The following is a 23,070-nucleotide window of genomic DNA, read 5'->3' as shown; positions in this document are numbered from 1 at the left end:
TATTTTTTGGGAAATATGACTAAAAATTACGAAATTTACAAACAAGCAAATACCAAAAAAATGTCTGAACAAACTTTTCAAACTTTAGGTGAATTTATCATTGACAAACAAGACGATTTTAAATATTCCACAGGGGAACTCTCTAGACTTTTGAGCGCCATAAGATTGGCTTCTAAAGTAGTGAATAGAGAAGTAAACAAGGCGGGAATCGCAGAAATCATCGGTCATGCTGGAAACCAGAATGTACAAGGTGAAGACCAACAAAAACTAGATGTTTTAGCCAATAATCTTTTTATAGAAGCGCTTTCTCAGCGTGAAGTAGTCTGCGGAATTGCCTCTGAAGAAAGTGATGATTTTATAGAAATTAAAGCGACAAGTAACGCTCACCTTAATAAATATGTGGTTTTGATTGATCCATTAGATGGTTCATCTAATATTGATGTAAATGTTTCAGTAGGAACCATTTTCTCTATCTACAGACGTGTTACCGAACCTGGAACACCTGTTCAACTGAAAGATTTTTTACAAAAAGGCGTAAAACAAGTAGCAGCAGGTTATGTAGTTTACGGAAGTTCTACCATGATTGTTTACACCACAGGAAATGGCGTAAATGGATTCACTTTAGACCCTTCTATCGGTACATATTACCTTTCTCACCCGAATATGAAATTCCCAACTACGGGAAAAATTTATTCCATTAACGAAGGAAATTACATTAAATTTCCTCAAGGTGTGAAAGATTATATTAAATATTGTCAGTTAGAAGAAGGAGACAGACCTTATACTTCTAGATATATTGGTTCATTGGTTTCAGATTTTCACAGAAATATGATTAAAGGTGGAATTTACATCTATCCTTCTACGTCACAATCACCAAAAGGAAAACTGAGATTATTATACGAATGTAATCCAATGGCATTATTAGCAGAACAAGCTGGCGGAAAAGCGAGTGATGGCTACAGAAGAATTCTGGAAATAGAACCTACAGAATTGCACCAAAGAGTACCTTTCTTCTGCGGAAGTGCTGCAATGGTAACCAAAGCCGAAGAATTTATGGCAAAAGCTTTAAAACCTTAGAAATTTATAAAATTGCTGATTATAAAATCGTAAAGTCTCTCTTGATTTTACGATTTTTTTATTATTTTTATATCAAAATATCATCATGGTTCTCACTTTTTTGTCCTTGTCTATTCTGCACTTGGTTTTCGTTTTGTTCATTATTCTTTTGCCTTCTGTTTTATGGATTTTTGCCCTTATTGACATTTTAAAAAGCAACTTTAAGGATTCAACCAATAAAATTATTTGGGTTTTAATTGTACTTTTGTTGCCCGTTTTAGGCTCTATTCTGTATTTTATTTTTGGAGGCCAACAAAAAGCAAATTAAATGAACGCTCAATTTACCCAACATAACCTCATCTTTAAACAAGCCAGTGGAACTTCTAGAGGAGTTCTTACCACTAAGGAAACTTATCTTTTAGAAATTTCTAAAAATGACAAAAAAGGAATTGGCGAATGTGCCATTTTCAGAGGATTGAGTTATGACGACGTTCCTGATTATGAAGAAAAACTCACTTGGCTTTGCAAAAACATCCATTCGGATTTTGAAGTTTTAAAAAAAGAACTGCTGCATTATCCTTCTATTATTTTTGGATTAGAACAAGCGCTTCTTAACATAGAACATGGCGAAGATTTGTATTTTCCGAGTGATTTTACTGATGGTAAAGATTCTATAAAAATCAACGGATTAATTTGGATGGGAAATGCAGATTTTATGCAATCTCAAATCGAAGAAAAATTAGCAAAAGGTTTTGACTGCATCAAATTAAAAATCGGGGTAGATTGGAAATCTGAAAAAGAAATCATCAAAAAACTCAGAGATAAATTCCCGAAAGAACAATTGGAACTCAGAGTAGATGCTAATGGTGCTTTTTCTTATGAAGAAGCTACAATTGTTTTACAAGAATTAGCAGATTTAGAAATTCATTCGATTGAACAACCGATAAAGAAGAGCCAAGTAAAAACTAAAAAGAGCCAAGAAACTGATGAAATAAATTCAACGGATTGCTGTGCTCCCTGGAATGAAATGGCTAAATTATGCGCAGAAACACCTACACCTATTGCTTTAGATGAGGAACTTATCGGCGTAATCGATTTTGAAGAGAAAAAGAAACTTTTAGAAACCATTAAACCACAATACATTATTCTAAAACCTGCTTTAGTGGGTGGATTTTCGGGTTCTGATGAATGGATTGCCATTGCTGAAAGTTTAGGAATCAACTGGTGGATTACTTCTGCTTTAGAAAGTAATATTGGTTTGAATGCGATTTGCCAGTACACTTACACCAAGAAAAATCCTTTACCTCAAGGATTGGGAACAGGCGCACTTTTCACGAATAATTTTGAAACTCATTTGCAATTAGAAGGCGACCAAATGTGGCATAAAAAATAAAACCTTGAAAATTATTTCAAGGTTTCTACATAGTAGTTTTAATAGTCATGGAAAGATTAAACTGTATCTATAAAAAGTTCATCTATCCATTTTTTAATGATTAATAGTAATTTCCTCTTAGCGTTTTTCATTTTAGTCAGGACTGCCTTCTTTCTGTAATTTTTTATTATCTCTTAAATATTTTATCAATTTATCTACGATTTTTTTAGAATCATCTGAATATTCATTTTTAAGCCTTTGAACTTTGTCTGCTTTTACTTTTGAAGCGCTGGTTTCTTGTACACTTACAAAAACTTCTAACAAAACAAAATCATCTGGAATGACGAATAAATCGGTAATGTATTTATAGTCATTATTCTCATCCAAAACATTAAATTGCTCTGCATTTCCTATTTCCACGAGCGGAACTTTTACATTTTGGAAAGCGAAGATTTCTTTTTTACCTCCAGATTGATAAGCAATATTAATTTTGATTTCGTAATTATTAAAATTGGTTTTTTCCCAAACTTTAGCACCACTTGCATTGCATTCTATATGGTGAAGTTGATAAACCAAAGCATTTCCTTTTACGATTTCAGGAATAAATTGTGCAGAGAATGCTGTTAATCTTTCCTTTTGATTTTTGGTAACGATTTCTCTTTTTACTTTAAAAGCAGGAATTCTTTGGTCAAAAAGGTAGGTTCTTTTCGCAGAAAAGGAATCGGTATATTTAAGCACATCTCTATCAATTTGATTTTTAATGATTTTGTAGCTTAAATTCACAAACGTATTAAGATTGGTATCGAAAAAACGAAGAAAACTAGAACCAATGCTTTTTTCAGCATTTAATTCTTCGTATTTATTTACGGGAGATTTTTCAAAAATCACAAGGGATTCTTCGCCTACAATGGGAATGGATGAAGCGTCTTTTTTATAAAAAAAATCTTGTGCAAAACTGATTTGTACAACAAAAATTAAAAAAAGAAAATAGAATTTTTTCATTTTTATTGTTTTACAACTCAAAGTTAGGATTATTGCTTGTAGCTTTTTTCTAATTGACCGTGATAATTGTCATAAAACAAAAAAAAAAGCTTCTGCAAAAGACAGAAGCTAAAATGAATTCTTTGACCCGTCCTAAAATAAGTTTACACCCAATAGACTTATTATGGAAAATCGAGAGAAGACAGTAGAAAAGCGTACACAACAAGATTACACAATGGCTTTTAAATTAGGTATTGTAAGCCGTGTAGAAAAGGGCGAATTCACTTACAAACAGGCACAACAACATTACGGTATCCAAGGTAGAAGCACCGTTTTGGTTTGGCTCAGAAAATATGGTAATTTAGATTGGAGCAAACCCACCATTCATACCATGTTACAATCCAAAGAAACACCCGCCGAAAAGATTAAAAGATTAGAGAAAGAATTAGCTGATGAGAAACTGAAAACCAAAGTTCTCAATATGATGATTGATATCTCCGACAAGCAATACGGCACACAGATCCGAAAAAAGTTTACGCCCAAACAGTCAGACAACTCCAAGAAAAAGGATTGAGTTTATCCAAAATCTGCAGATTGTTTGGGATAAGCAGACAAGCCATTTACCAGCAGCGCCAAAGAGTATGTGTTCGGGAAAAAGAATTGGAGAAAGTTAAACAATTCGTTGAGGAGATTCGTTTAGAACAGCCCAGAATAGGAACAAGAAAACTTTATTATTTGCTTAAAAATAAGTTCAAGCTTGAAAAGATAAAAATAGGCAGAGATGCGCTGTTCAATTATTTACGAAGAGAAAACCTGCTTATTTATCCTAAGAAAAGATATACAAGAACAACTTTCTCCAAACACTGGCTCAGAAAACACCCCAACCTTTTGAAAACGACTTGCCTAAAAAGAAAAGAACAGGTATTTGTAAGCGATATCACTTATATAAAAACCAAAACGAATGTCTGTTATTTATCTTTGGTTACGGATGCTTACAGCAGAAAAATAATGGGTTACGAATTAAGTGAAAATATGAATGCTGAAAATGTAGTCAAAGCTCTGAAAATGGCCGTTAAAAACAGAACAACACATCTTCCGCTTATTCATCACTCAGACAGGGGATTGCAATATTGCTCAGAAGTGTATCAGAAAGTACTTGTTGAAAACAAAATAAAACCCTCAATGACAGATGGCTATGATTGTTATCAAAATGCTTTGGCAGAAAGAATAAACGGAATATTGAAGCAGGAATTTTTAATTTATAAATGCAAAAACATTCAGGATTTAAAACAAATGGTTAAAGAAAGTATTTATATTTACAACAACAAAAGACCACATCTTAGTCTGAAGATGAAAACCCCGGAAACAATCCACAAAAAATCCGGAAAATCAATATCTTCCGGATTGGTATTTTAATGTAAAACTTGTAAACCTATTTTAGGATTAGTCACTTTGCTATACAATAGTGTTAATTAAAAATACAGAAATAAGAATTCGTAATTATTATTACAAAAATCATGCTAAACACATAAAAAAACGCCTTATTGCTAAGACGTTTGGTTGTTAGTTTTTTTCACTTGTGTTTCTAGAATGTTTTCATGATTGCTTTTACCGTAACAAAAGTAGTAAACCATGAATAACGAGTCAATTACACTTTTGTGTAATATCACAATTTTATTTCAAAGACTAAATGCAGTCCTTTTTCACTTGGTTTTATGACAAAAAGACCACACAAATTCTGAATTCTGCGCTGCATATTATTAAGACCATTTCCTGAAGTTAAACTCTCTTCTAATCCTACTCCATCGTCTATAATTTCCATGGTAAAAAGATGGTCTTTCAGTGTAAAAAGAATATCTACATTTTGAGCTTTACTGTGTTTATAGACATTATTTAGCGCTTCTTTAGCACAGAGGAAGAAATTTCTTCTGATTTCTGCATTCAATTTAGTATCAGGAAGTTCTACTTTTCTGGCAATATTGATTTTAACATCTGTTTTTTTGAAAAAACTCTCGGCATATAGCGAAACATATTGCATAAAATTTCCCAGATTGTCATTACTAGAATTAAGGCTCCAAAGCATTTCTCGCATCGAGAGATTCATTTCTTCTGAAGTCTTAAGTAAATCATCTATATCTTCTTTGAGATGCTGTTCTCCCACTTTTTGTTTTAAAAACTCTGCTTGAAGTTTCAGCGCTGAAATTCCTGCACCCAAATCATCATGCATATCGTGAGAAATCCTTTCTCTTTCTTCTTGAATTTTTTTCTGAATTTCTAATTCTTTTTCTAGAATTACGTTACGATGTTCTATCTCCTGAAGCAGTTTTTCATTAATGAATGCTGTTTGTTTTTTTTTGTACACCATCACTACCAAAATAATAAACCCTACAAACATTAATAGAATAATGATTGCAAAAATAAGTACCAATAATACTGGGTCTGGTAGAATTTGAGTCAAAATTTATTTTTTAAAAGAGTTAAACGTACGTAAAACATTATAATCTACACATCTTAAACCTTTTATAAAAAAGGAATACATCATGATATTACAAATACTAAATAAAAAATTAATCACATTAAAAATATCTTGATTATAATTATATAACCATGTTCCAAGATACATTCTGAACAAAGCAAAAATACTCCAAAAAAGAAGGGCAAAACTTACCCAAAATGATTGTTTTACTGTGATATTCTGCTCATCTACAAATCTAATAATGTATAAAAACCACTGTAAACTCGCTAATAAGAAAAACAGAATCATCATGAGAAATACATTATTATTGAATTTTGGAAAACCAATAGAAAATTGGAAATACAATGACATTCCTATAGAAATAGCGGCAATAGCATTTAAAAAATAATGGTCCTTCTTATTTTTATAATCTTGGATATAAAAATATCTAAAATACAATATGGAAAATATGATAAATGGGAAAAACAAATAAGTCTGATGAATCTTAAAAGCTTTTCTTATAAATACAAGCCCTAAAACATCTACAATAAATACCGCCACTAAATAGAGGAAAAAATATTTTTGTTTGGCAGTATATCCTTTTTTCACCCATAAATAAATAGAGTATATCATTGCTATGGCCACAACAATGTCATACGTATAATCTAAAATTTTATCTATCAATATCAACATTATGGGCAATCATTAGGACAAAAAGTATTCAAATCAAAACCAGACAAACTTTCTACATCACTCCCTTGAGCGTTTTGACAGTCTGTAATAAAAGTCATTTGACCAACACTTTCATCATTATACAATTTTAATTTTTTTCTCAAAATATTAGCTTCGGTTGAGGTGAGCAAGGTTTCATAATTTACCCACTGTGCAAGTGTAATTTTAAAATTTTTGACATTTGCCTTAGCTGTTACTTTATTTTTGTAAGCTAACAATTCATCTTTGGTAATTTTTACTCTTAGCGTATTTCCTTGAGCACCTTGTACTACTGCATCTATTTGAGGTTTAATATTTTGGATATAATCATTTTCCATGATTTGGTAATCAGCCTCAGAAACTTCCACTATGTTATTTACATCTAGCATTGCATAAGCTTTATTCCCTACATTATTGCCAGATTTATCCATATAATAGTAAAGCATGTAAAGAGAACCATCAAATTTAGTTAATTCCTGATATTTATTCGGGAACTTCACCTTATTAAATTGAACAAAACTAAATGCTACTCTATCTGCATTAGCAGGAATTTGGTCAATCATTTGTAAATAATTATCCTTACTTACTTTAAATGATTTTACGTTTTTAGGATTCAGTCTTTTAAGAATTTTATACGTTACGGTATCAAAACTGTGCCTCATTGCAGAATCTAATTTTGGGGGCATTGGAATATGCGCAAGCAATAGGTCATCTTTAGATAATTTTTTCTGGTCTCCACATGAAAATAATAGAAAAAACATCATACAGTAACCTAAAAAATAGAGAGTAGATTTTTTTTTCATAGTTCGATTTTAGATTTTTATGCTTGATTTTTAAGAAGGTTTATTGCTTCTACTTTATTATTTACATGCAGTTTTTTATAGATATTTCCTACATGTTTTTTTACCGTATCTAGTGTAACTTCTTTTATATCTGCTATTTCCTTATAAAGATGACCTTTGGCTAGAAGATCCAGAATATCATGCTCTGTTTTAGAAAGTTCATTCAGATGATTATTAAAATTGGTTTTTTCTTCTCTAAAATATTGCAGAACTCTTTTTGCCACCCCGAAACTCATCGGAGCACCGCCTTTATAGGCATCTTTAATAGAGGCAATAATCTTGTCCATGCTTTCTCCTTTTATTAGATAACCTGTGGCTCCTACTTTTAGCGCTTCATAAATGTGCAAGTCATCTTCAAAACTCGTACACATCATAAATCGAGTAGCAGGCAATGTATCTAATATTTGGGCGATGACTTCTATCCCGCTCATATCAGGAAGTTTAATATCCATTAAAACCACATCAGGATGAATCTCTTGTAAGGAAACAAGAGCTGCTTTACCAGAATAAAATTGACCTATACAATGCAAATCTGCATCATAATCAATGATCTTTTTGAGCGCATTGTTGTAATGCTTCTCGTCTTCTACGATAGCTACTGAGATTGACATATATTTTCATCGTTTGTTCATTACAAATTTCAATAGAAATATTGTAATAACCAATTACACTTTTGTGTAACTAAGCTTGTGTAAATAAAAATAATCTTTTTTTCAATACAAAATAAAAAAAAATCACATTTTTTAAAAAACGTGATTTTTTATTTAGAAATTAACAGCAATAATTGGTTTATATTAAATTATTAACAAACACTATCTTCACAATTTTTTTAACCTCAAATCATAAACGATAACAGACCGGTTAATTGTTAATTTACTTCCACTTGTAAAAATTCCTATTCTTAATTTTATTTTTTTTACAAACCAATGTTTCAATTTTTTTATTCAACTAAAAATAGTTTTCTAAATATGACAATAACAATTAAAATGTTAAAAATTCTATCATAAAACTATATTCTCATCAACGATTATTAGACAATTTTTTAATTTAAAAAAGAATTTAATTTTTCTTAAATTTGCAAGATTCAAGAACTGATTATGGAAGAAGAAAAAAAACCGCTCAATTTTATTGAACAAATCATCGAAAATGATTTAGAAAATGGTTTAGATAAATCTAAATTACGTTTTAGATTTCCGCCAGAACCTAATGGTTATTTACACGTAGGACATACCAAAGCAATTTGCATCAACTTCGGTTTAGGAGAAAAATATGGTGCTCCTGTTAATTTACGATTTGACGACACCAATCCTGAAAAAGAAGAGCAAGAATTTGTAGATGCCATCAAAGAAGATATTAAATGGCTTGGTTTTACCTATGACCAAGAGTTATATGCTTCTGATTACTTCCAGCAGTTGTATGATTGGGCTGTAGAAATGATTAAACAAGGAAAAGCCTATGTAGACGAGCAGCCTTCTGAAGTAATTACAGAACAAAGAAAAAATCCTACAGAAGCAGGAATAGAATCTCCATACAGAAACAGACCTATAGAAGAATCTCTAGATTTATTCGAAAGAATGAAAAACGGAGAGTTCGAAGAAGGTACAATGTCTCTAAGAGCTAAAATAGACATGACTTCGCCGAATATGAACATGCGTGACCCTGTTATGTACAGAATTCTGAAAAGACCACACCACAGAACTGGTGAAAAATGGAAAATCTATCCTATGTACGATTGGGCTCATGGTGAATCTGATTATTTAGAGCAAATTTCACATTCCCTTTGTTCATTAGAATTCGAAAACCACAGACCTCTTTATGATTGGTATTTAGACCAAGTCTATGAAGATGGAAAAGTAAGAAATAAACAAAGAGAATTTGCGAGAATGAACGTTACTTACATGGTAACTTCTAAACGTAAATTACAAAGATTAGTAGCAGAAGGCGTAGTAACAGGCTGGGATGATCCTAGAATGCCTACGATTTCTGGAATGAGAAGATTGGGCTACACTCCGAAAGCCATCAGAGAATTTATTGACAGAGTGGGCGTTGCAAAACGCGAAAACCTCATCAATATTCAGTTGCTAGAATTCTGCGTAAGAGAAGACCTCAACAAAGTTTCTACCCGAGTAATGTCTGTAGTCAATCCTGTAAAACTTATCATCGAAAATTATCCTGAAGATAAAGAAGAATGGCTAGAAACTGAAAATAATCCTGAAGACGAAAACGCAGGAACTAGAGAAGTGCCATTCAGCAGAGAACTTTACATCGAAAGAGAGGATTTCATGGAAGAAGCTCCGAAAAAATTCTTCAGATTAACGATTGGTGGAGAAGTAAGACTAAAATCTGCTTACATTATTAAAGCCAACAGAGTAGAGAAAGATGAAAATGGCGAAATCACTACCATTTACGCTACTTATGATGAAGAATCTAAATCTGGAAGCGGAACTGAAGCAAGTATGAGAAAAGTAAAAGGAACGCTTCACTGGGTTTCTGCAAAACACGCTTTACCAATTGAAGTAAGAATCTACGACAGATTATTTACTCACGAACAACCAGATGCAGAAAAGGAAACAGATTTCATGGAATTTGTAAACAAAGATTCTCTGAAAAAAGTTCAAGGTTTTGCTGAGCCGAGTCTTAAAAATGCAAAAGTTGGAGACCATTATCAGTTCCAAAGAATTGGTTATTTCACTCCTGACAAAGATTCTACAGCAGAGCAACTCGTATTCAACAGAACGGTTACGCTGAAAGACAGTTTTAAAATTGATTAAAAATTTTAAGTTATAAAGAAAAAAGCTTCACAATGGTGAAGCTTTTTTTAATTTCTATTTTTGAGGAGAACCCAACCTTTAAAATCTCTACCATCTGGTAACGCAATGTGATACCAATAAGTAGCCGTAGGTAATTTTCTACCATTAGACAATCCATCCCAACTCAAAATTCCCGCTTTATCTTGTCTGAAAACCAAATTTCCATAACGGTCATAAATACTCAAAACACTCTTTTCTGCACCGAAAAACGCTACATCTGTAATCATCCAAACATCATTAATTCCGTCACCATTTGGCGTAAAAGAATTAGGAAATTGAAGAACCAAACCATCCTTAGTTTCGCCGATGCAGTTATCATCTTCAAATCTAACATAAAAAGTAACTTTTCCTTTCGGTAAATTGGTAAAAAGATTGCTTTCTTGCCAAGAAATTCCGTCTATAGAATATAAAATTTTCTTACTTCCTGTTGCAATTACGGTATAATCATTTCCATTGGTTTCTAATTTTGTGATGACAGGAATTTCCTTTTCTAGCACTTCAAATTCATCTGTAAAAGAGCAGCCTTTATCATCTGTAATGGTAAGTGTATATTTACCTGCGGCTAAATTAATAACCGCATTACTGCTTGAAATAACTGTTCCCGCAGCGTTTTTCCATTCATAAGTGACTGCATTAAAAGGATAAGAAGAAAAATCTGGTTGTAAAAACGGTAAAACATCTTTCGGGCAAATCCAGAAATTCTCTATATCAAATGCTGGAACTTTATTTAAAACCAAATTAATTTCCGCATAATTAGGACAAGTTGTACTTGAAATAATTTTGACAAAAAATTTAAAAATTCCTGAGTTTTCATCAAATGAATAAGCATTTGGATTCAAGATTTTATTTGCAGAACCCATATTTAAATCAGAGAAAGAAAGATAATATTCAAAAGTTTCATCACTGGTTTTCAATTGATTTTCAAAAACGGTGAGATTAATGGTTTCTTTGCCATCATTTGCAATATCACAAACTGAAAGCGTGAAACTTCCTTTATTTATAAAAGGTTGCAATACAAAATTAATCGTGGTAGTCTCTGCACAATTTCCATTAATTTCGGCTTTCAAAGTAATATTTGGTTGTGCATTATTAATGGTATAATTCATCGCTTGAGCAGTAGTAAGCGCTACTCCATTTTCATAGAAAGTATAGGTAGCATATTGTGCAGCTTCAGAATTGGTGAGAATATCATTATTAGGATTGCTATCAAAATTCAAACGATTGACCCAATCTAAAAGGTTAATGGTATAAACTCCATCTAAATTATCATCACAAACTGAAATATCTTCGATGATATTAAATTTTATATTTCCAATAATTTTCAAAACAACTTCGCTCACATAAAAACAACCATTGATGGATTGATATCTTGCATAAATTGTTTTAAAAGGTGTGGTAACTGGTAATAAATAATTTTGCACAACAGCATCGCTTAAATAATTAGTATTCGCAATGTCAAAAGCGTCATTTTGATTTTCAAAAAATCTAACTTCTCTTATAAAATCTGCAAAATTAGGATTTCCCTGATTTTCGTATAGTTTAGGAATCGCTTCTCTTAAATCAAAACTCATGGTTTGTGTTCCAGTCGCATCACATCTCAAAATAGTAGTAGATTGAGCTAATTTTACCTGAGTATAGGCTGAAAAATCAAACACAAAACGCAATTCTACTTTTTTAAGACAACTGCTTCCATCTAAAGTAGAAATTCTGAGATAAAAAATGGTATTTCCAGTAATGGTAATCGGTTGAGACGGGTCTGCAATCAGTGAATTAAACACGCCAGAAACTGGGAAATAATTTCTAAACCATTCGAATTTATAATTGGCTAAGTTTCCATTAAAAAACTGTGAATAATAATCGGTTAGTTTTACTTTTTCTTCATTATTGTTAAAATGATCACACTTCAAACTGACGACCAAATTCTCCGTAATTATTCCCTGAAATTCTGACAATTGAAATGTAATTTCTTCCACATTAGAGCAAGAAGGCGCTAAAGAAGAATTAATCACAGCGTAAACAGAAACAGGAGTATTGGTAACATTAAGTGTAGTAATCACATTGGTAAGTGCTGCATCACTGTAATAGGTAACAGTAGGCTTCGGATTTTGATTCCATTGTGTTCCCAAAATTTCTATATCATAATTGCTTAAGGTAATATTTGCATTTCCAGGACTATTGGTAGCACAGACAAATAGCTTTTTCTTCTCTGCAATAGGTTTTAGAATATGATAATTTAATTTTTTTACCACATAACAACTGTCGTGAACCAAATATCTTACAAAAAACTCTTTTGTGCTGATGTTATCTGGTAAGATTTGGTCTGATTCTGCTGCGGTCAATCCAGAATTGGTCACATCATTGGCTGTAGTTGTATTATAATGAAAAGTTTGGGTGATTCCAGAAGTAGGCGTAATCACTTTGATGACTGCATCTGCATCATTTTTTAGATTCACGAGTTCATCTCTATTTTTTTCGCAGAGATAAATATCTGCATCTTCGGTATCATAAATGGTTGGAGAATCTGGGACAACATCAGTATCTGCATCAGTTACATTTAAAATAATTCTGTCAAAAATCACTTTAACGGTAAATTTCAACACCGAAAAACAAGTTCCTTTACAAGCATCAGTCTCTTGATATTCTATTCTCGCAAACAAATCATAGGTGTAATCTTGCAACTCTAACCCTTCTCTGATAAAATCTAAAGGATTTACATTTTGTAAAGCATTTTCTTCTGTTTCAAAAACGCTAATTTTAAAAACATTTGGGTCATTAGAAAAGACAATTCCCCGATTTTTAAGTTCTTTTTCCCATTCAAAAGGCTCAATATAAATAGGGTTACTGCTAGAAATAATATCACAAATTTCATGGATAGAATTCATCTGAACTGGGGTAGAAACTACTGAGGGAGCACTCGTGAAAACTACAGAAATAGGTCCAAAAATCTGTGTACCGCATTGAGCAGTATTGTATTTTACATAAATTTTAGAAGCCGAAGTGAGGTCTGCACTGGTTACTTCTGCAGGATTATTGTCTATGGTAAAACTTACTGATCCTGCAAAATTCGCATCAAACAATTGACAGTTCAGTCTAGACAAATGAAAATTTCTCTCTATTCCATCATTGTTTGAATCACAAATTTCTACCGAGTTTTTGAGCAAAATATTATTGAGCAATAAAAAACTTAAATTAGAAATGGTAAAACAACTTGAATTGGTAGCGCTTTCTACTCGTACAAAATATTTCTGCGTAACATCTAAAGGCAAACTAGCATCTAAAAAATTAGCATTTCCAGCAAAAGCATCGGCTCCATCGAGATAATATTTAAAAACAAATGGAGAAATTGCTGCGCCATGAATGGTTAAATCTGGATTAATATCTGCTTGATAAAAAGTATTTGTTGCGGAGTTACAAACTGGTTTTACAAAATCTTTGGCTTGAGGATAAATCGGATCAAAAGTAATCCGAATATCATCTGAATGCGTAATCACTACACCATTAGAAAGCGTATAATAAGCAGTAGCAGTAATAGTTTCGTTCTGCACGGAACATAAATCTATTGAACTATAATTAGTATTAAAAGCAGTAGGTAAAGCTTGTGTAGCAGAACCGCTCCAAATAATACGTTGTGGTTTTATAACATTTCCCGAAGGTGAAAATCTGTAGGCTTCTTGAGTAGCTGACCAAATTCCTGTATTTCTATTAATAGGCGTAATTCCGTTTCCTGAAGCATTATTAATCCCAATAAGTGATTCTCTAACCGTCGCTGAAACATCTGGCAAAGGTTTTTCTGCAACATAAACATCTATTTCATTCGTCAATTCATATAACACAATCTGCGTAGTGCTTCTCTGTGTAGTTCTGGTAATTTCTCCGTTGTTAAAATTGATAATTAATTTTCTACACGGCGAAACACCTTCTACTCGATAACTTACATTTCCTACTCTGTCTGTAAAATCTAAATCTTGATAGACTCCAAAAATAGATTTTGTAGGCAAATAGGTATTGGGAATTTGTTTTCCCGTAATATCTGCCGCACTATAATCACCAACTGAATAGTTTTCATTAAAACTTACAAAACCGTTACTACTGATGATTAAGGACTGTACATTTTCGCCATAATAATTAAAAGAAAAAGGCTTATTTCCAAAAATAGCAGCATCATTAAAAGCTATTTTGGCTAAATATTCATCGTCTTTATAGCCTAAAATCGTTCCAGTATTGGTATCAATGTTAGGAAAAGGGATAGCAGAAACCGAATATTGATTGGTATCTCTAATATCCGGAAAAGTAATATTCAGCGGAAAACATTTAGAAGAATTGAGCGGATAACTACAAGTAATGGTAACATCAGAATTTCCTAAAGCATCTTTAATCGATGGACATGACTGAGATTTTATTACTGCATAAGGTAATAACACTAATAAGAATAATATAATCTTATTCAGTCTCATTTTCACTTTTTATTCCTATCAAATTTAAAGAATTATAACGAAATAACCACTACAATATTTTACGTAAAAAAAGCCGAGAAAATTCTCGGCTCATTTTTATCTTCTTTCGTAATATCTTGCTCCCACTAAAACTGGGCTTTCTTTTTCTACTTTTACCAATCCAAATCCTTTCCAATCTGGATTTACAGAAGCACTGAGTTTTTTTCGGTGTAGATTTTCATAGGTGTCAAAATCTATTGCTCTGCGCTGATTCAGCACCTCGAAAATATTCCATTTTTCTACTACAGATTTCCAATCGTTCCCTATTTTCCCGGCAAAAACTTTAGATTTACTTCCACTTCCATAGGCTAAAAACCCTAGTTCTTTTCTTGCTAAATCTTCCCCATTTTCATAAGAAACTTGGAAAGCAGAAAGTAGTGCCATAAAAATTGACGCAGTGTACATATTTCCAATTTCTGAACTTGCACGTTGTGTAATTTCTATTTTTTCGGCAACTAAATTTTTATATTCATCGGTTTGAGCGATGGCTTTAATATCTTCAGAAGTTGCGGTATTCATTCCGTTTTCTAAGCCAAAAATCTCAGTAAATAATCGCTTCCCGTGGAATGCATACGGAAGGTGGAAAATCAGAAATCTCCAATTTTCATAAGGTTTTTCTCTTCCGCTTTCTTCTTTGTAATCTTGATACGCTTCTTTGATTCTATCTTGGTAACATTGATTAGAATATTGACCGTCAAAAACAGGTTCATCTGTAAAAATTTCTACTTTTTCAGCGAAACTGTCTGGTAAATTCTGTACCAAATCTTTAGTAGTTTCTCTTCTTGGTTTAAAGAAATCAAAAACGCTTTCTGTAGCGACTCCAAATTTATTTTCAATTTCCAACAATGTAGGATTTGCCGAAACCAAAACTGCAACTGCACCACCACCTTGCGTATATTCTCCAGTAGAAGCCAATTCATATTTTGCATAATCAGAAGCAATTACGATGGCTTTTTTCTCTGGATTCGCTCTTACAAAATCCAACGAATTGTGTAGCGCATCTACAGCACCTACACATGCGAAAGTCATGTCTACTACGTCACAATTTTTGAAACATCTCGCTCCAAATTCTTTTTCTAGTTCTATTTCTACCATTTGCATGGCATAAGTAGCAGTAGGTTTTGCAGCATCTAGCGCAGATTCTGTTCCTAGATAAATTCTAGAAATTTCTTTGGGATTTATTTTATAATCTTGTATGAGTTTTAAAAGTGCTTCTGCGGCAAAAGTGGCTGCGTCTTCGTGTACATCGGGAAAAGCCATCCTCTTCAGTCCTAAACCTTTTTCTAATTTTGCAGGTTCTATTCCCCTTTTTTCGGCTAAATCCTTAATTTCTAAATATAAACTTGGCACAAAAAAACTTGCCGCTTCGATTCCGATTTTCATCATAATTCCTCAATTTTTGTACGAATTTAATGAGTTGAAAATTCCTGACAAAAGAATTATGCTAAGAATTTTGTTTTTTATTTTAAATCTAAATAATTTTTAACATCAAAAAAGCCCTTTTTACAAAAAATGTAAAAAGGGCTTCAATTTATTAGAACAAATTAATTAGTTGCTGTAAGAAGTAATTGCTTTATTCAACATTTCTATTTGAGTATTTAGACTAGTGCTTGAAGGGTTTTCTCTGAACAGTTTCATCTTTCTTTCTAACCCTTTTTTCAGCATTTGTACAATCATCATTTTGGCTTGTACATTATCGCCAATTTGGCTTTTCGCTTGTCCTAAAACTTTCGTAAGATTGTGTACTGCTTTTGTATTATCAGAATCCATAATCCAATTAAAACCTTCTTCTGCAGGTGCTGCTAATTTAGGATTTTGAAACCCAATAAAAGGATAAAAAGCTACAAGAGAGGCAATATTTGGCATTTGAGCAGTGATTTTATTTTTTACAATCACCGGCAAAAGCGTCATCACTAAATCTTCCGAAGCGCTTTCTAAATCTATTTTTTCGGCATAATTTACCACTTTTTCAGGAGCAACTTGAGCAATTCCAGAAAGTGAATTTCCTTTCACCGAATTAGAAATTGCATTGATTCCTTTTTCAAATAATGGTAAATATTTAGGGTTTTTAGTTTTTGCTAAAACACCAATTGCAGCTCCTTTCACCAAATTTTTCTCATCATTTTGCGCTAATTTTTCTACATCTGCCAAAAATGATTTTGGATCTTCTGGTAAACCTTCCAAAGCTAACAATCTATTTCTGTAAAACTTATCTTTCAAAGCTGCTGCATATAATTTGTCTGCAAATGGATTTTTAGAAACTTGGTCTTTTGCTTCTTCTATTGCCGTGTATTTGCTATATAAATCTTTAGCGGTGGTGTATTGTAGATATAATTGTTCTGGAGTTTTGTCTTGTTTAATATCGCTCAGCAATAAACCTTCAGGATTTGCATTAATCAATTCAGGATTTTTAGTCACATCAAAAACGAAGTCATTTTTCGCTTTTGCCGTTACCCAAAATTCTTTTCTAGAAATTTTACCATTTTCTAAAACATCAATCGACAATGGAAACTCAAATTTTTCTTCTTGTGTCTGAGCAACATTTACGGTGACTTGTTTTTTCATCGGGTCAAAAGTAGATTTAACCTCTAACTTAGGATAACCTTTCCCGAAATACCATTGATTAAAGAACCAATTTAAATCTTTTCCTGAAACTTTTTCCAGAGAAAGTCTCAGTTGATGCGCTTCTCCAGTTCCATATTCATTGGTTTTAAGATAATCTGAAAGTCCAGCGAAAAATGCATCATCTCCCAAATAATTTCTTAACATGTGCAGAATGCCGCCTCCTTTATTATAAGAAACGCCATCAAACATGTCTTCTCTGCTTTCATAATTGAATCTCACTAAATCTTTACCAAAATTTCTTGGGTCTGCTTTAGAATTTCTGAGAGATTTTAATCTTTTATAATCGGCTTCGTCTTTTCCGTACTTATATTCGTTCCAAAGATATTCTGAATAATCTGCAAAACTCTCATTTACCGTAAGGTTGCTCCAACTTTCTGCGGTTACCAAATCTCCAAACCAATGGTGGAATAATTCGTGAGCGATTACATCTTCCCATTTGTTTTCGTCTGCTAAATCACCCGCTTTTTGCTGCGCAGATTCTTCGTGAATCACTGCGGTAGTATTTTCCATAGCACCAGAAACGTAATCTCTGCCTACAATCTGTGCGTATTTTTGCCAAGGAAAATCATAGTTTAATTTTTTAGAAAAGAACTCTATCATTTCTGGAGTATTCCCAAAAATTTGTTTTGCATACGGTTCGTATTCTTTTTCTACGTAATAATCTACATCTATATTTCTCCATTTATCTTTAATCACGGCATATTCTCCTACTCCCATGAAAAATAAATACGGAGCGTGTTTTTTGTCCATTACCCAATGATCCGTTCTCAGGTTTTCGCCTAAATTTTCAGAACTTTTTAAAATTCCGTTAGAAAGGGTTACATATTGTTTAGGCACCGTCATGTAAATTTCCTGCGTAGTTTTCTGATTGGGTTTATCTATCGTAGGAAACCAACAAGAAGAGGATTCTGTTTCACCTTGAGTCCAGATTTGTGTAGGTTTATCTGCATCTTTTCCTTGAGCATTGATGAAATAAAGTCCTTTCGCATCATTAATGGCAGCAGAACCTTTTTGTTTTACTTCATTTGGTCTCGCTACATATTTGATATAAACGGTATAATCTTGATTTTTTTGGTAAGTTTTATCTAAAGAAATTTTTAGAATATCTTCTTTATAATCATATTTCAAAGGAGTTCTTGCACCATTTTTTTCTAATGCTACCTCATTAATAATCATTCCTTTAGCATCTAAAACCAATTCATTAGAAGCATAAAAAAATGGTGAAGCGGTAATCCAAGCTTCGCCGTTCATTTGTTCTTTTTCAAAATTGAAATTCACACGCAATTTGGTGTGTTTCAACTCTGTAGATTTGGTATGAGTAGCTCTGTAAACACTAGTTCTGCCAGAGGTTTCGGTTTGTGCAAAAATGAAATTGTCAGTAGAAAAAAGCCCTAAAAATAAGGCTGCAATGAGTAGTTTCTTCATTTTAAAATTTTGTATTTCGGTTAATTAGTCCCATTTATGTACTCTTTGTTACGTATAAAAACTTTGCCAAAGTTAAAATTATTCTCAAATTAACTTTGGCAAAATCCTAAAAAAAAATCAAAATTTACTCTCTAAATCTTAGAGGAAATAAATTTTGATTCTCAAATATTTAATGAATTATCTTTTAAATCGCTACTGGAGCTTTGATTCCAGGATATGGATTATAATTTTCTAACGTAAAATCTTCAAAATCGAAATCAAATAAATCTTTAATTTCTGGATTGAGTTTCATGGTTGGCAATGCTCTCGGTTCACGAGAAAGTTGCAATTTTACCTGCTCAAAATGGTTGTTGTAAATATGAACATCTCCAAAAGTATGCACATAATCTCCTACTTCTAATTCACAAACTTGCGCCACCATCATACACAACAATGCATAACTCGCAATGTTAAAAGGGACGCCCAAAAATACATCAGCACTTCTTTGATACAATTGCAATGACAATTTTCCATCTGCTACATAAAACTGAAACAATGCGTGACAAGGCGCTAAAGCCATATTGGGAATTTCTGCTGCATTCCAAGCAGAAACGATGAGTCTTCTAGAATCTGGATTTTTCTTGATTTGCTCTACTACTTCTACGATTTGGTCTACTACTTTTCCATCTTTGCCTTCCCAGGTTCTCCATTGTGCTCCGTAAACTGGACCAAGATTTCCGTTTTCGTCTGCCCATTCATTCCAAATAGAAACACCATTATCCGTAAGATATTTAATATTGGTATCGCCTTTTAGAAACCACAACAATTCATAAATAATAGACTTCAAATGCACTTTTTTGGTCGTTACCAAAGGAAAACCTTTAGACAAATCATATCGCAATTGGTAACCAAAAACGCTTCTGGTTCCCGTTCCTGTTCTGTCTGTTTTATCGGTTCCGTGGTCTAAAATATGTTGGAGTAAATCGAGGTAGTTTTGCATAATGGTTTCAATATTCTGGGTTCTAAGTTCTGAGTTGACTTCTACAAATTAAAGAAAATTTCACCAAATATTTTTGATGAATTGATTTAAGTTATTCACAATGAATACATCGCCTTCTTTTTTACCATTCATGGCTTTCGCTAAAGGAGATTCTGCTGAAATGATGAATATTTTTTCTTGATTGAAACTCAATTCGCCTAAAGAAACGGCAATGAAAAATTTGCCTTTATCTGTTTCCACCAAACTTCCTAAATTGACGTTTTTATGAGAAATAGGCTGAATATTTTTAAGAATCTGTTGAGATTTCAGTTGTTCATTCAGTTGAAGTTGAAGGTTATTAATTTCTTGCTGAAGCATTTCTCGGGAAGTTTCATACTTGTCTCCCATAGAACTTTTGGTATCATTATTAGAAGCTCTGGTTTCGGCAATGAGTTGTTTTAATTTCTGAATTTTTTCAGAAATTTTTTGTTTTACCAGTTCTAAAAGTTCAGCTTTGTTCATGAGTAAATGTTATTAAGAATACTACCCTTTTTGCGTTTAGAACGCAGAAACCTAACGAAGTGGTTCGACATAGTCAAAGGGTTTATTGAATTAATTAAAAAATTGAATTTAGAAAATCATAATTTTTATGACACAAAACAAAATTTTCAACATCATCAAATAATTCAATTACTTCCTTTCTTTTTAATTTAGTTTTAGCATTTGAAATATGAGAATTATAAGAACTCCATTTATAATCTTCTGGCTTTTCTACTAAATTATGTTTCAAAGGATTAGTATTAATATACAGAATCACTTGTCTCAAATAATGATCATCAGAAATTCTTTTTCTTTCAAATCTTTTTTCGAAAAGGCTTCCTGTTCTGGCATATTTTTTATTTACAGCCTGCGAATAAGCATTTAAAAAATGTGAAAACTGTCTAGAAGCAGAAACTTCTTTTGGCTTTTCAACCGTTGAAAATTTTAATTTATTAATTTCAATTTCATTTTTCTCTTTTATCCTGACTAAAATATGAAAATGATTATTTAACAAACAATAAGCATAAATGTCTGCGACTGGAAAAATATATTTTGTAAGAAGTTTAAGAAAATAAGCATAATTTTCCTCTGAAAAGAAAATCTTTTCACTGTTATTTCCTCTGTTATAAATATGATAGAAATATCCTTCTTCAATTTCATCTATTTCCATATTCAAATATAAAATTATTTATATAAAAACAACAAACCCTTTCTGCGTTTAGAACGCAAAAAGGGTAAGTCTTTCTATTAACTTTCAAATTGTTTTATTTCTCAAAAACAATATGTTCCCACTTGTACATTTCTATGGTAGGTTTCGCATCAAAATCTGTGGTTAAACCAGAGAAAATACTTTTGAATTTTCCTTTTACCGTTTCGTCTAAAATTTGCACTTTCAAATGTTGAGCATCTGACAAATTAAGGATTACCAATACTTCATCATTCCCATTTTTTCTAAGATAAGCAAGAACTTGATCTGGAGCGCTGGTTTTCAAAATTTGGGTAGTTGCTTGGTCATCGCCACCTCTCAATGCAGGATTTTTAGATTTAAGTTCAAATAATTTTTTGTAGAAATTTTCTAATTTATTTTCGCCATTCCAAGGAATTGGGTCTTTCTCGAAAAATTCTAATCTCTTATTTAACAATGGTAGTTCTTGACCGTTATACATCAAAGGAACACCGTTCCAAGTTGCAGAAAATACGGCTAGAGTTTTGGCCATTTCACCATACTTTTCATATTCTGTACCGTTCCAAGTATTTTCGTCATGATTGGTGGTAAACCAAGCTCTCATGCTTTTGTTTCCGATGGCAGAATACTGTGACAATAGATTTGTTAAATCTGTAATTGGTAGTTTTTTCTGATAAAATTCTTTGGTAAGGTGCATCCATTTCCAGCTGTAACTCGCATCAAAAACTGTAGCATAATCTGGATTGTCTAATTCATCATATTCTCCTAACCAAAAAAGTGGTTTTATGGTTTCAACTTCTGGTTTTGCTTGTTGCCAGAAATCTACTTCTACCCAAGAAGCTAAATCACATCTAAACCCATCAATATCCGTTTCTCTTACCCAATATTTCATGGCTTCAATCATGGCTTCACGCATTTTTGGGTTTTGATAATTGAGTTCTATGATGTCATCCATTCCAGAAGCAATTTGGAAATCATTGGTTTTAGGATCCATCAAATAAAAATCTGGATGTGTTTTGGTCCAAACATGATCCCAACCAGTATGATTCGCCACCCAATCGATGATGACTTTAAAACCCATTTTATGAGCTTCATTTACTACACTTTTGAAATCTTCTAAAGTCCCAAATTCTGGATTGATAGAGGTATAATCTTGCGCAGCATATTGACTACCTAGTGTTCCTTTTTTATTTTTTTGAGCAATAGGTGTAATTGGCATAAACCAAAGTGTTTCTACGCCCATTTTTTTAAGTCTTGGTAATTCTTTTTCTACAGCTTTGAAGGTTCCTTCTTTAGAAAATTGTCTTACGTTTACTTCATAAATGTTGGTGGTGTGTTTCCAGTCAGTTGTCATTGTTTTCTGATTTTGTAAAGCGCTGCAAGAGATTAGTGACAATCCTAACATTGCAGATAAAAATAGCTTTTTCATAGTTGAAAATTTTAGCGAAACAAATGTAGTGATTGTATTCTAAAACCAATAAAAAAATCCGGAAAACTTTTCCGGATTTTTATCATAAATTTCAATATTATTTAATCATCTTCCCCTCCTTCATCGATAAAATCATCACCAAAACCATCATCTTCGTCTTCGTCTTCTGTAGCAAATTCGTCATCAAAATCATCTTTAAAGTCTGCGTCTAAATCTCCAAAATCATCATCCATGAAAGCAGCTGCAACTGATGCTTTGCCAGAAGCGCCACCAGATTTTCCTGGAGCCTTTAATGGAACGTTACCAAATCTAAAAACGGTAATAGGATAATTTACGGCTGGTTTCTCGTCTATAATCTCTACCAATTCACAGAAAAATTCCCATAAATCGATTAGACCATACTGAAACTGCACTTTATCACCTACTTCTTCGAAGGCTTCCATCAGGTAAACATCTGACATAATTTCTCCGTCACCATCATCGCTCATGTCTTCTAGTGGAACGGTTTTTACTTCCATTCCTTCTTCGTCTAGAATTGTGAACATAGACAATTCGTCACCTTGCAAACTGAAAGCACTTTTAATCCCGTTATGTAAATTCCAAAGGGTTTGCTTTTCTTTAATTTCAATATCTCTAAAAATATTGTCTTTTGAATCTAGAATTACTCTAATTTTATAAACCATATTTT

General features: G+C 32.5%; 18 protein-coding genes. 5 read left to right on the top strand and 13 right to left on the bottom strand.

Translation table 11 applies throughout. The features are described from left to right. Positions 1-60 precede the first annotated feature (60 nt). The 3 genes from fbp to KKQ76_RS01490 all read left to right on the top strand — a co-directional run bounded on the left by fbp (position 61) and on the right by KKQ76_RS01490 (position 2,449). Positions 61-1,077: a class 1 fructose-bisphosphatase gene (fbp, locus tag KKQ76_RS01500; protein ID WP_069797829.1), complete on the top strand. Its 1,017-nt coding sequence runs from the start codon at positions 61-63 to the stop codon at positions 1,075-1,077. An 85-nt stretch (positions 1,078-1,162) separates the two neighbouring features. Further along, the gene (locus KKQ76_RS01495) at positions 1,163-1,384 is read left to right on the top strand and encodes a PLDc N-terminal domain-containing protein (protein WP_213195522.1); all 222 of its coding nucleotides are present in this window, start codon (positions 1,163-1,165) and stop codon (positions 1,382-1,384) included. Further along, positions 1,385-2,449, top strand: coding sequence for an o-succinylbenzoate synthase (locus KKQ76_RS01490; protein ID WP_213195521.1), 1,065 nt, complete (start codon positions 1,385-1,387; stop codon positions 2,447-2,449). Between the two features lie 132 nt (positions 2,450-2,581). Here KKQ76_RS01490 and KKQ76_RS01485 read toward each other — a convergent pair whose 3' ends face one another. Next, complete coding sequence (locus KKQ76_RS01485) at positions 2,582-3,430, bottom strand: hypothetical protein (RefSeq protein ID WP_213195520.1); 849 nt, start codon at positions 3,428-3,430, stop codon at positions 2,582-2,584. Positions 3,431-3,593: 163 nt separating this feature from the next. On the opposite strand from KKQ76_RS01485, the gene KKQ76_RS01480 reads away from it, so the two are divergent. After that, a protein-coding gene (locus KKQ76_RS01480) for an IS3 family transposase (protein WP_246501308.1) occupies positions 3,594-4,825 on the top strand; the annotation gives its coding sequence in 2 pieces (ribosomal slippage) (positions 3,594-3,942 and positions 3,942-4,825; 1,233 coding nt in all). A gap of 250 nt (positions 4,826-5,075) precedes the next feature. Here KKQ76_RS01480 and KKQ76_RS01475 read toward each other — a convergent pair. Genes KKQ76_RS01475 through KKQ76_RS01460 form a run of 4 tightly spaced genes read right to left on the bottom strand, consistent with a single transcriptional unit; the run spans position 5,076 to position 8,028 of the window. Further along, positions 5,076-5,867 (bottom strand): sensor histidine kinase, encoded by a 792-nt coding sequence (locus tag KKQ76_RS01475; RefSeq protein ID WP_246501306.1) that lies wholly within the window; start codon positions 5,865-5,867, stop codon positions 5,076-5,078. A gap of 3 nt (positions 5,868-5,870) precedes the next feature. Beyond that, entirely contained in the window at positions 5,871-6,548 is a 678-nt protein-coding gene (locus tag KKQ76_RS01470; protein WP_213195518.1) for a hypothetical protein, read from the bottom strand. 8 nt (positions 6,549-6,556) lie between these two features. Then, positions 6,557-7,378: a hypothetical protein gene (locus tag KKQ76_RS01465; protein ID WP_213195517.1), complete on the bottom strand. Its 822-nt coding sequence runs from the start codon at positions 7,376-7,378 to the stop codon at positions 6,557-6,559. Between the two features lie 17 nt (positions 7,379-7,395). Next, positions 7,396-8,028 (bottom strand): response regulator, encoded by a 633-nt coding sequence (locus KKQ76_RS01460; protein WP_213195516.1) that lies wholly within the window; start codon positions 8,026-8,028, stop codon positions 7,396-7,398. Between the two features lie 486 nt (positions 8,029-8,514). Here KKQ76_RS01460 and KKQ76_RS01455 point away from each other — a divergent pair, with 486 nt between their 5' ends. Further along, positions 8,515-10,188, top strand: a complete 1,674-nt coding sequence (locus tag KKQ76_RS01455) for a glutamine--tRNA ligase/YqeY domain fusion protein (RefSeq protein ID WP_213195515.1) — start codon at positions 8,515-8,517, stop codon at positions 10,186-10,188. Between the two features lie 47 nt (positions 10,189-10,235). On the opposite strand, the gene KKQ76_RS01450 is transcribed toward KKQ76_RS01455, so the two are convergent. From KKQ76_RS01450 to KKQ76_RS01415, 8 genes are all read right to left on the bottom strand, one after another. Further along, positions 10,236-14,681, bottom strand: coding sequence for a T9SS type B sorting domain-containing protein (locus tag KKQ76_RS01450; protein WP_213195514.1), 4,446 nt, complete (start codon positions 14,679-14,681; stop codon positions 10,236-10,238). Between the two features lie 96 nt (positions 14,682-14,777). Continuing rightward, positions 14,778-16,103: a hydroxymethylglutaryl-CoA synthase family protein gene (locus KKQ76_RS01445; RefSeq protein ID WP_213197440.1), complete on the bottom strand. Its 1,326-nt coding sequence runs from the start codon at positions 16,101-16,103 to the stop codon at positions 14,778-14,780. Between the two features lie 165 nt (positions 16,104-16,268). Then, complete coding sequence (locus tag KKQ76_RS01440; protein ID WP_213195513.1) at positions 16,269-18,770, bottom strand: M1 family metallopeptidase; 2,502 nt, start codon at positions 18,768-18,770, stop codon at positions 16,269-16,271. A 184-nt stretch (positions 18,771-18,954) separates the two neighbouring features. Then, positions 18,955-19,749 (bottom strand): thymidylate synthase, encoded by a 795-nt coding sequence (locus tag KKQ76_RS01435; protein ID WP_213195512.1) that lies wholly within the window; start codon positions 19,747-19,749, stop codon positions 18,955-18,957. 60 nt (positions 19,750-19,809) lie between these two features. Next, on the bottom strand, positions 19,810-20,250 hold the full coding sequence (locus KKQ76_RS01430; protein ID WP_213195511.1) for a GreA/GreB family elongation factor: 441 nt from the start codon (positions 20,248-20,250) through the stop codon (positions 19,810-19,812). A gap of 94 nt (positions 20,251-20,344) precedes the next feature. Next, positions 20,345-20,938: a transposase gene (locus KKQ76_RS01425; RefSeq protein ID WP_213195510.1), complete on the bottom strand. Its 594-nt coding sequence runs from the start codon at positions 20,936-20,938 to the stop codon at positions 20,345-20,347. Between the two features lie 94 nt (positions 20,939-21,032). Continuing rightward, positions 21,033-22,382, bottom strand: a complete 1,350-nt coding sequence (locus KKQ76_RS01420) for an alpha-amylase family glycosyl hydrolase (protein ID WP_213195509.1) — start codon at positions 22,380-22,382, stop codon at positions 21,033-21,035. A gap of 101 nt (positions 22,383-22,483) precedes the next feature. Continuing rightward, a complete protein-coding gene (locus tag KKQ76_RS01415) occupies positions 22,484-23,065 on the bottom strand; it encodes an IS1096 element passenger TnpR family protein (protein ID WP_069797786.1) in 582 nt (193 codons plus the stop codon). Positions 23,066-23,070 lie beyond the last annotated feature (5 nt).

Origin of the sequence: Cloacibacterium caeni (assembly GCF_907163105.1) — a bacterium.
Classification (GTDB): Bacteria; Bacteroidota; Bacteroidia; order Flavobacteriales; family Weeksellaceae; genus Cloacibacterium; species Cloacibacterium caeni_A.
Note: the sequence above shows the minus strand (reverse complement) of the source record. Positions and strands in the feature narration are given on the sequence as shown.

Excerpts from the sequence above, each read along its gene's own strand:
- fbp (WP_069797829.1), top strand. The coding sequence starts at position 61 with ATGTCTGAACAAACTTTTCAAACTTTAGGTGAATTTATCATTGACAAA.
- KKQ76_RS01495 (WP_213195522.1), top strand. The coding sequence starts at position 1,163 with ATGGTTCTCACTTTTTTGTCCTTGTCTATTCTGCACTTGGTTTTCGTT.
- KKQ76_RS01490 (WP_213195521.1), top strand. The coding sequence starts at position 1,385 with ATGAACGCTCAATTTACCCAACATAACCTCATCTTTAAACAAGCCAGT.
- KKQ76_RS01485 (WP_213195520.1), bottom strand. The coding sequence starts at position 3,430 with ATGAAAAAATTCTATTTTCTTTTTTTAATTTTTGTTGTACAAATCAGT.
- KKQ76_RS01465 (WP_213195517.1), bottom strand. The coding sequence starts at position 7,378 with ATGAAAAAAAAATCTACTCTCTATTTTTTAGGTTACTGTATGATGTTT.
- KKQ76_RS01460 (WP_213195516.1), bottom strand. The coding sequence starts at position 8,028 with ATGTCAATCTCAGTAGCTATCGTAGAAGACGAGAAGCATTACAACAAT.
- KKQ76_RS01455 (WP_213195515.1), top strand. The coding sequence starts at position 8,515 with ATGGAAGAAGAAAAAAAACCGCTCAATTTTATTGAACAAATCATCGAA.
- KKQ76_RS01450 (WP_213195514.1), bottom strand. The coding sequence starts at position 14,681 with ATGAGACTGAATAAGATTATATTATTCTTATTAGTGTTATTACCTTAT.
- KKQ76_RS01445 (WP_213197440.1), bottom strand. The coding sequence starts at position 16,103 with ATGAAAATCGGAATCGAAGCGGCAAGTTTTTTTGTGCCAAGTTTATAT.
- KKQ76_RS01440 (WP_213195513.1), bottom strand. The coding sequence starts at position 18,770 with ATGAAGAAACTACTCATTGCAGCCTTATTTTTAGGGCTTTTTTCTACT.
- KKQ76_RS01435 (WP_213195512.1), bottom strand. The coding sequence starts at position 19,749 with ATGCAAAACTACCTCGATTTACTCCAACATATTTTAGACCACGGAACC.
- KKQ76_RS01430 (WP_213195511.1), bottom strand. The coding sequence starts at position 20,250 with ATGAACAAAGCTGAACTTTTAGAACTGGTAAAACAAAAAATTTCTGAA.
- KKQ76_RS01425 (WP_213195510.1), bottom strand. The coding sequence starts at position 20,938 with ATGGAAATAGATGAAATTGAAGAAGGATATTTCTATCATATTTATAAC.
- KKQ76_RS01420 (WP_213195509.1), bottom strand. The coding sequence starts at position 22,382 with ATGAAAAAGCTATTTTTATCTGCAATGTTAGGATTGTCACTAATCTCT.
- KKQ76_RS01415 (WP_069797786.1), bottom strand. The coding sequence starts at position 23,065 with ATGGTTTATAAAATTAGAGTAATTCTAGATTCAAAAGACAATATTTTT.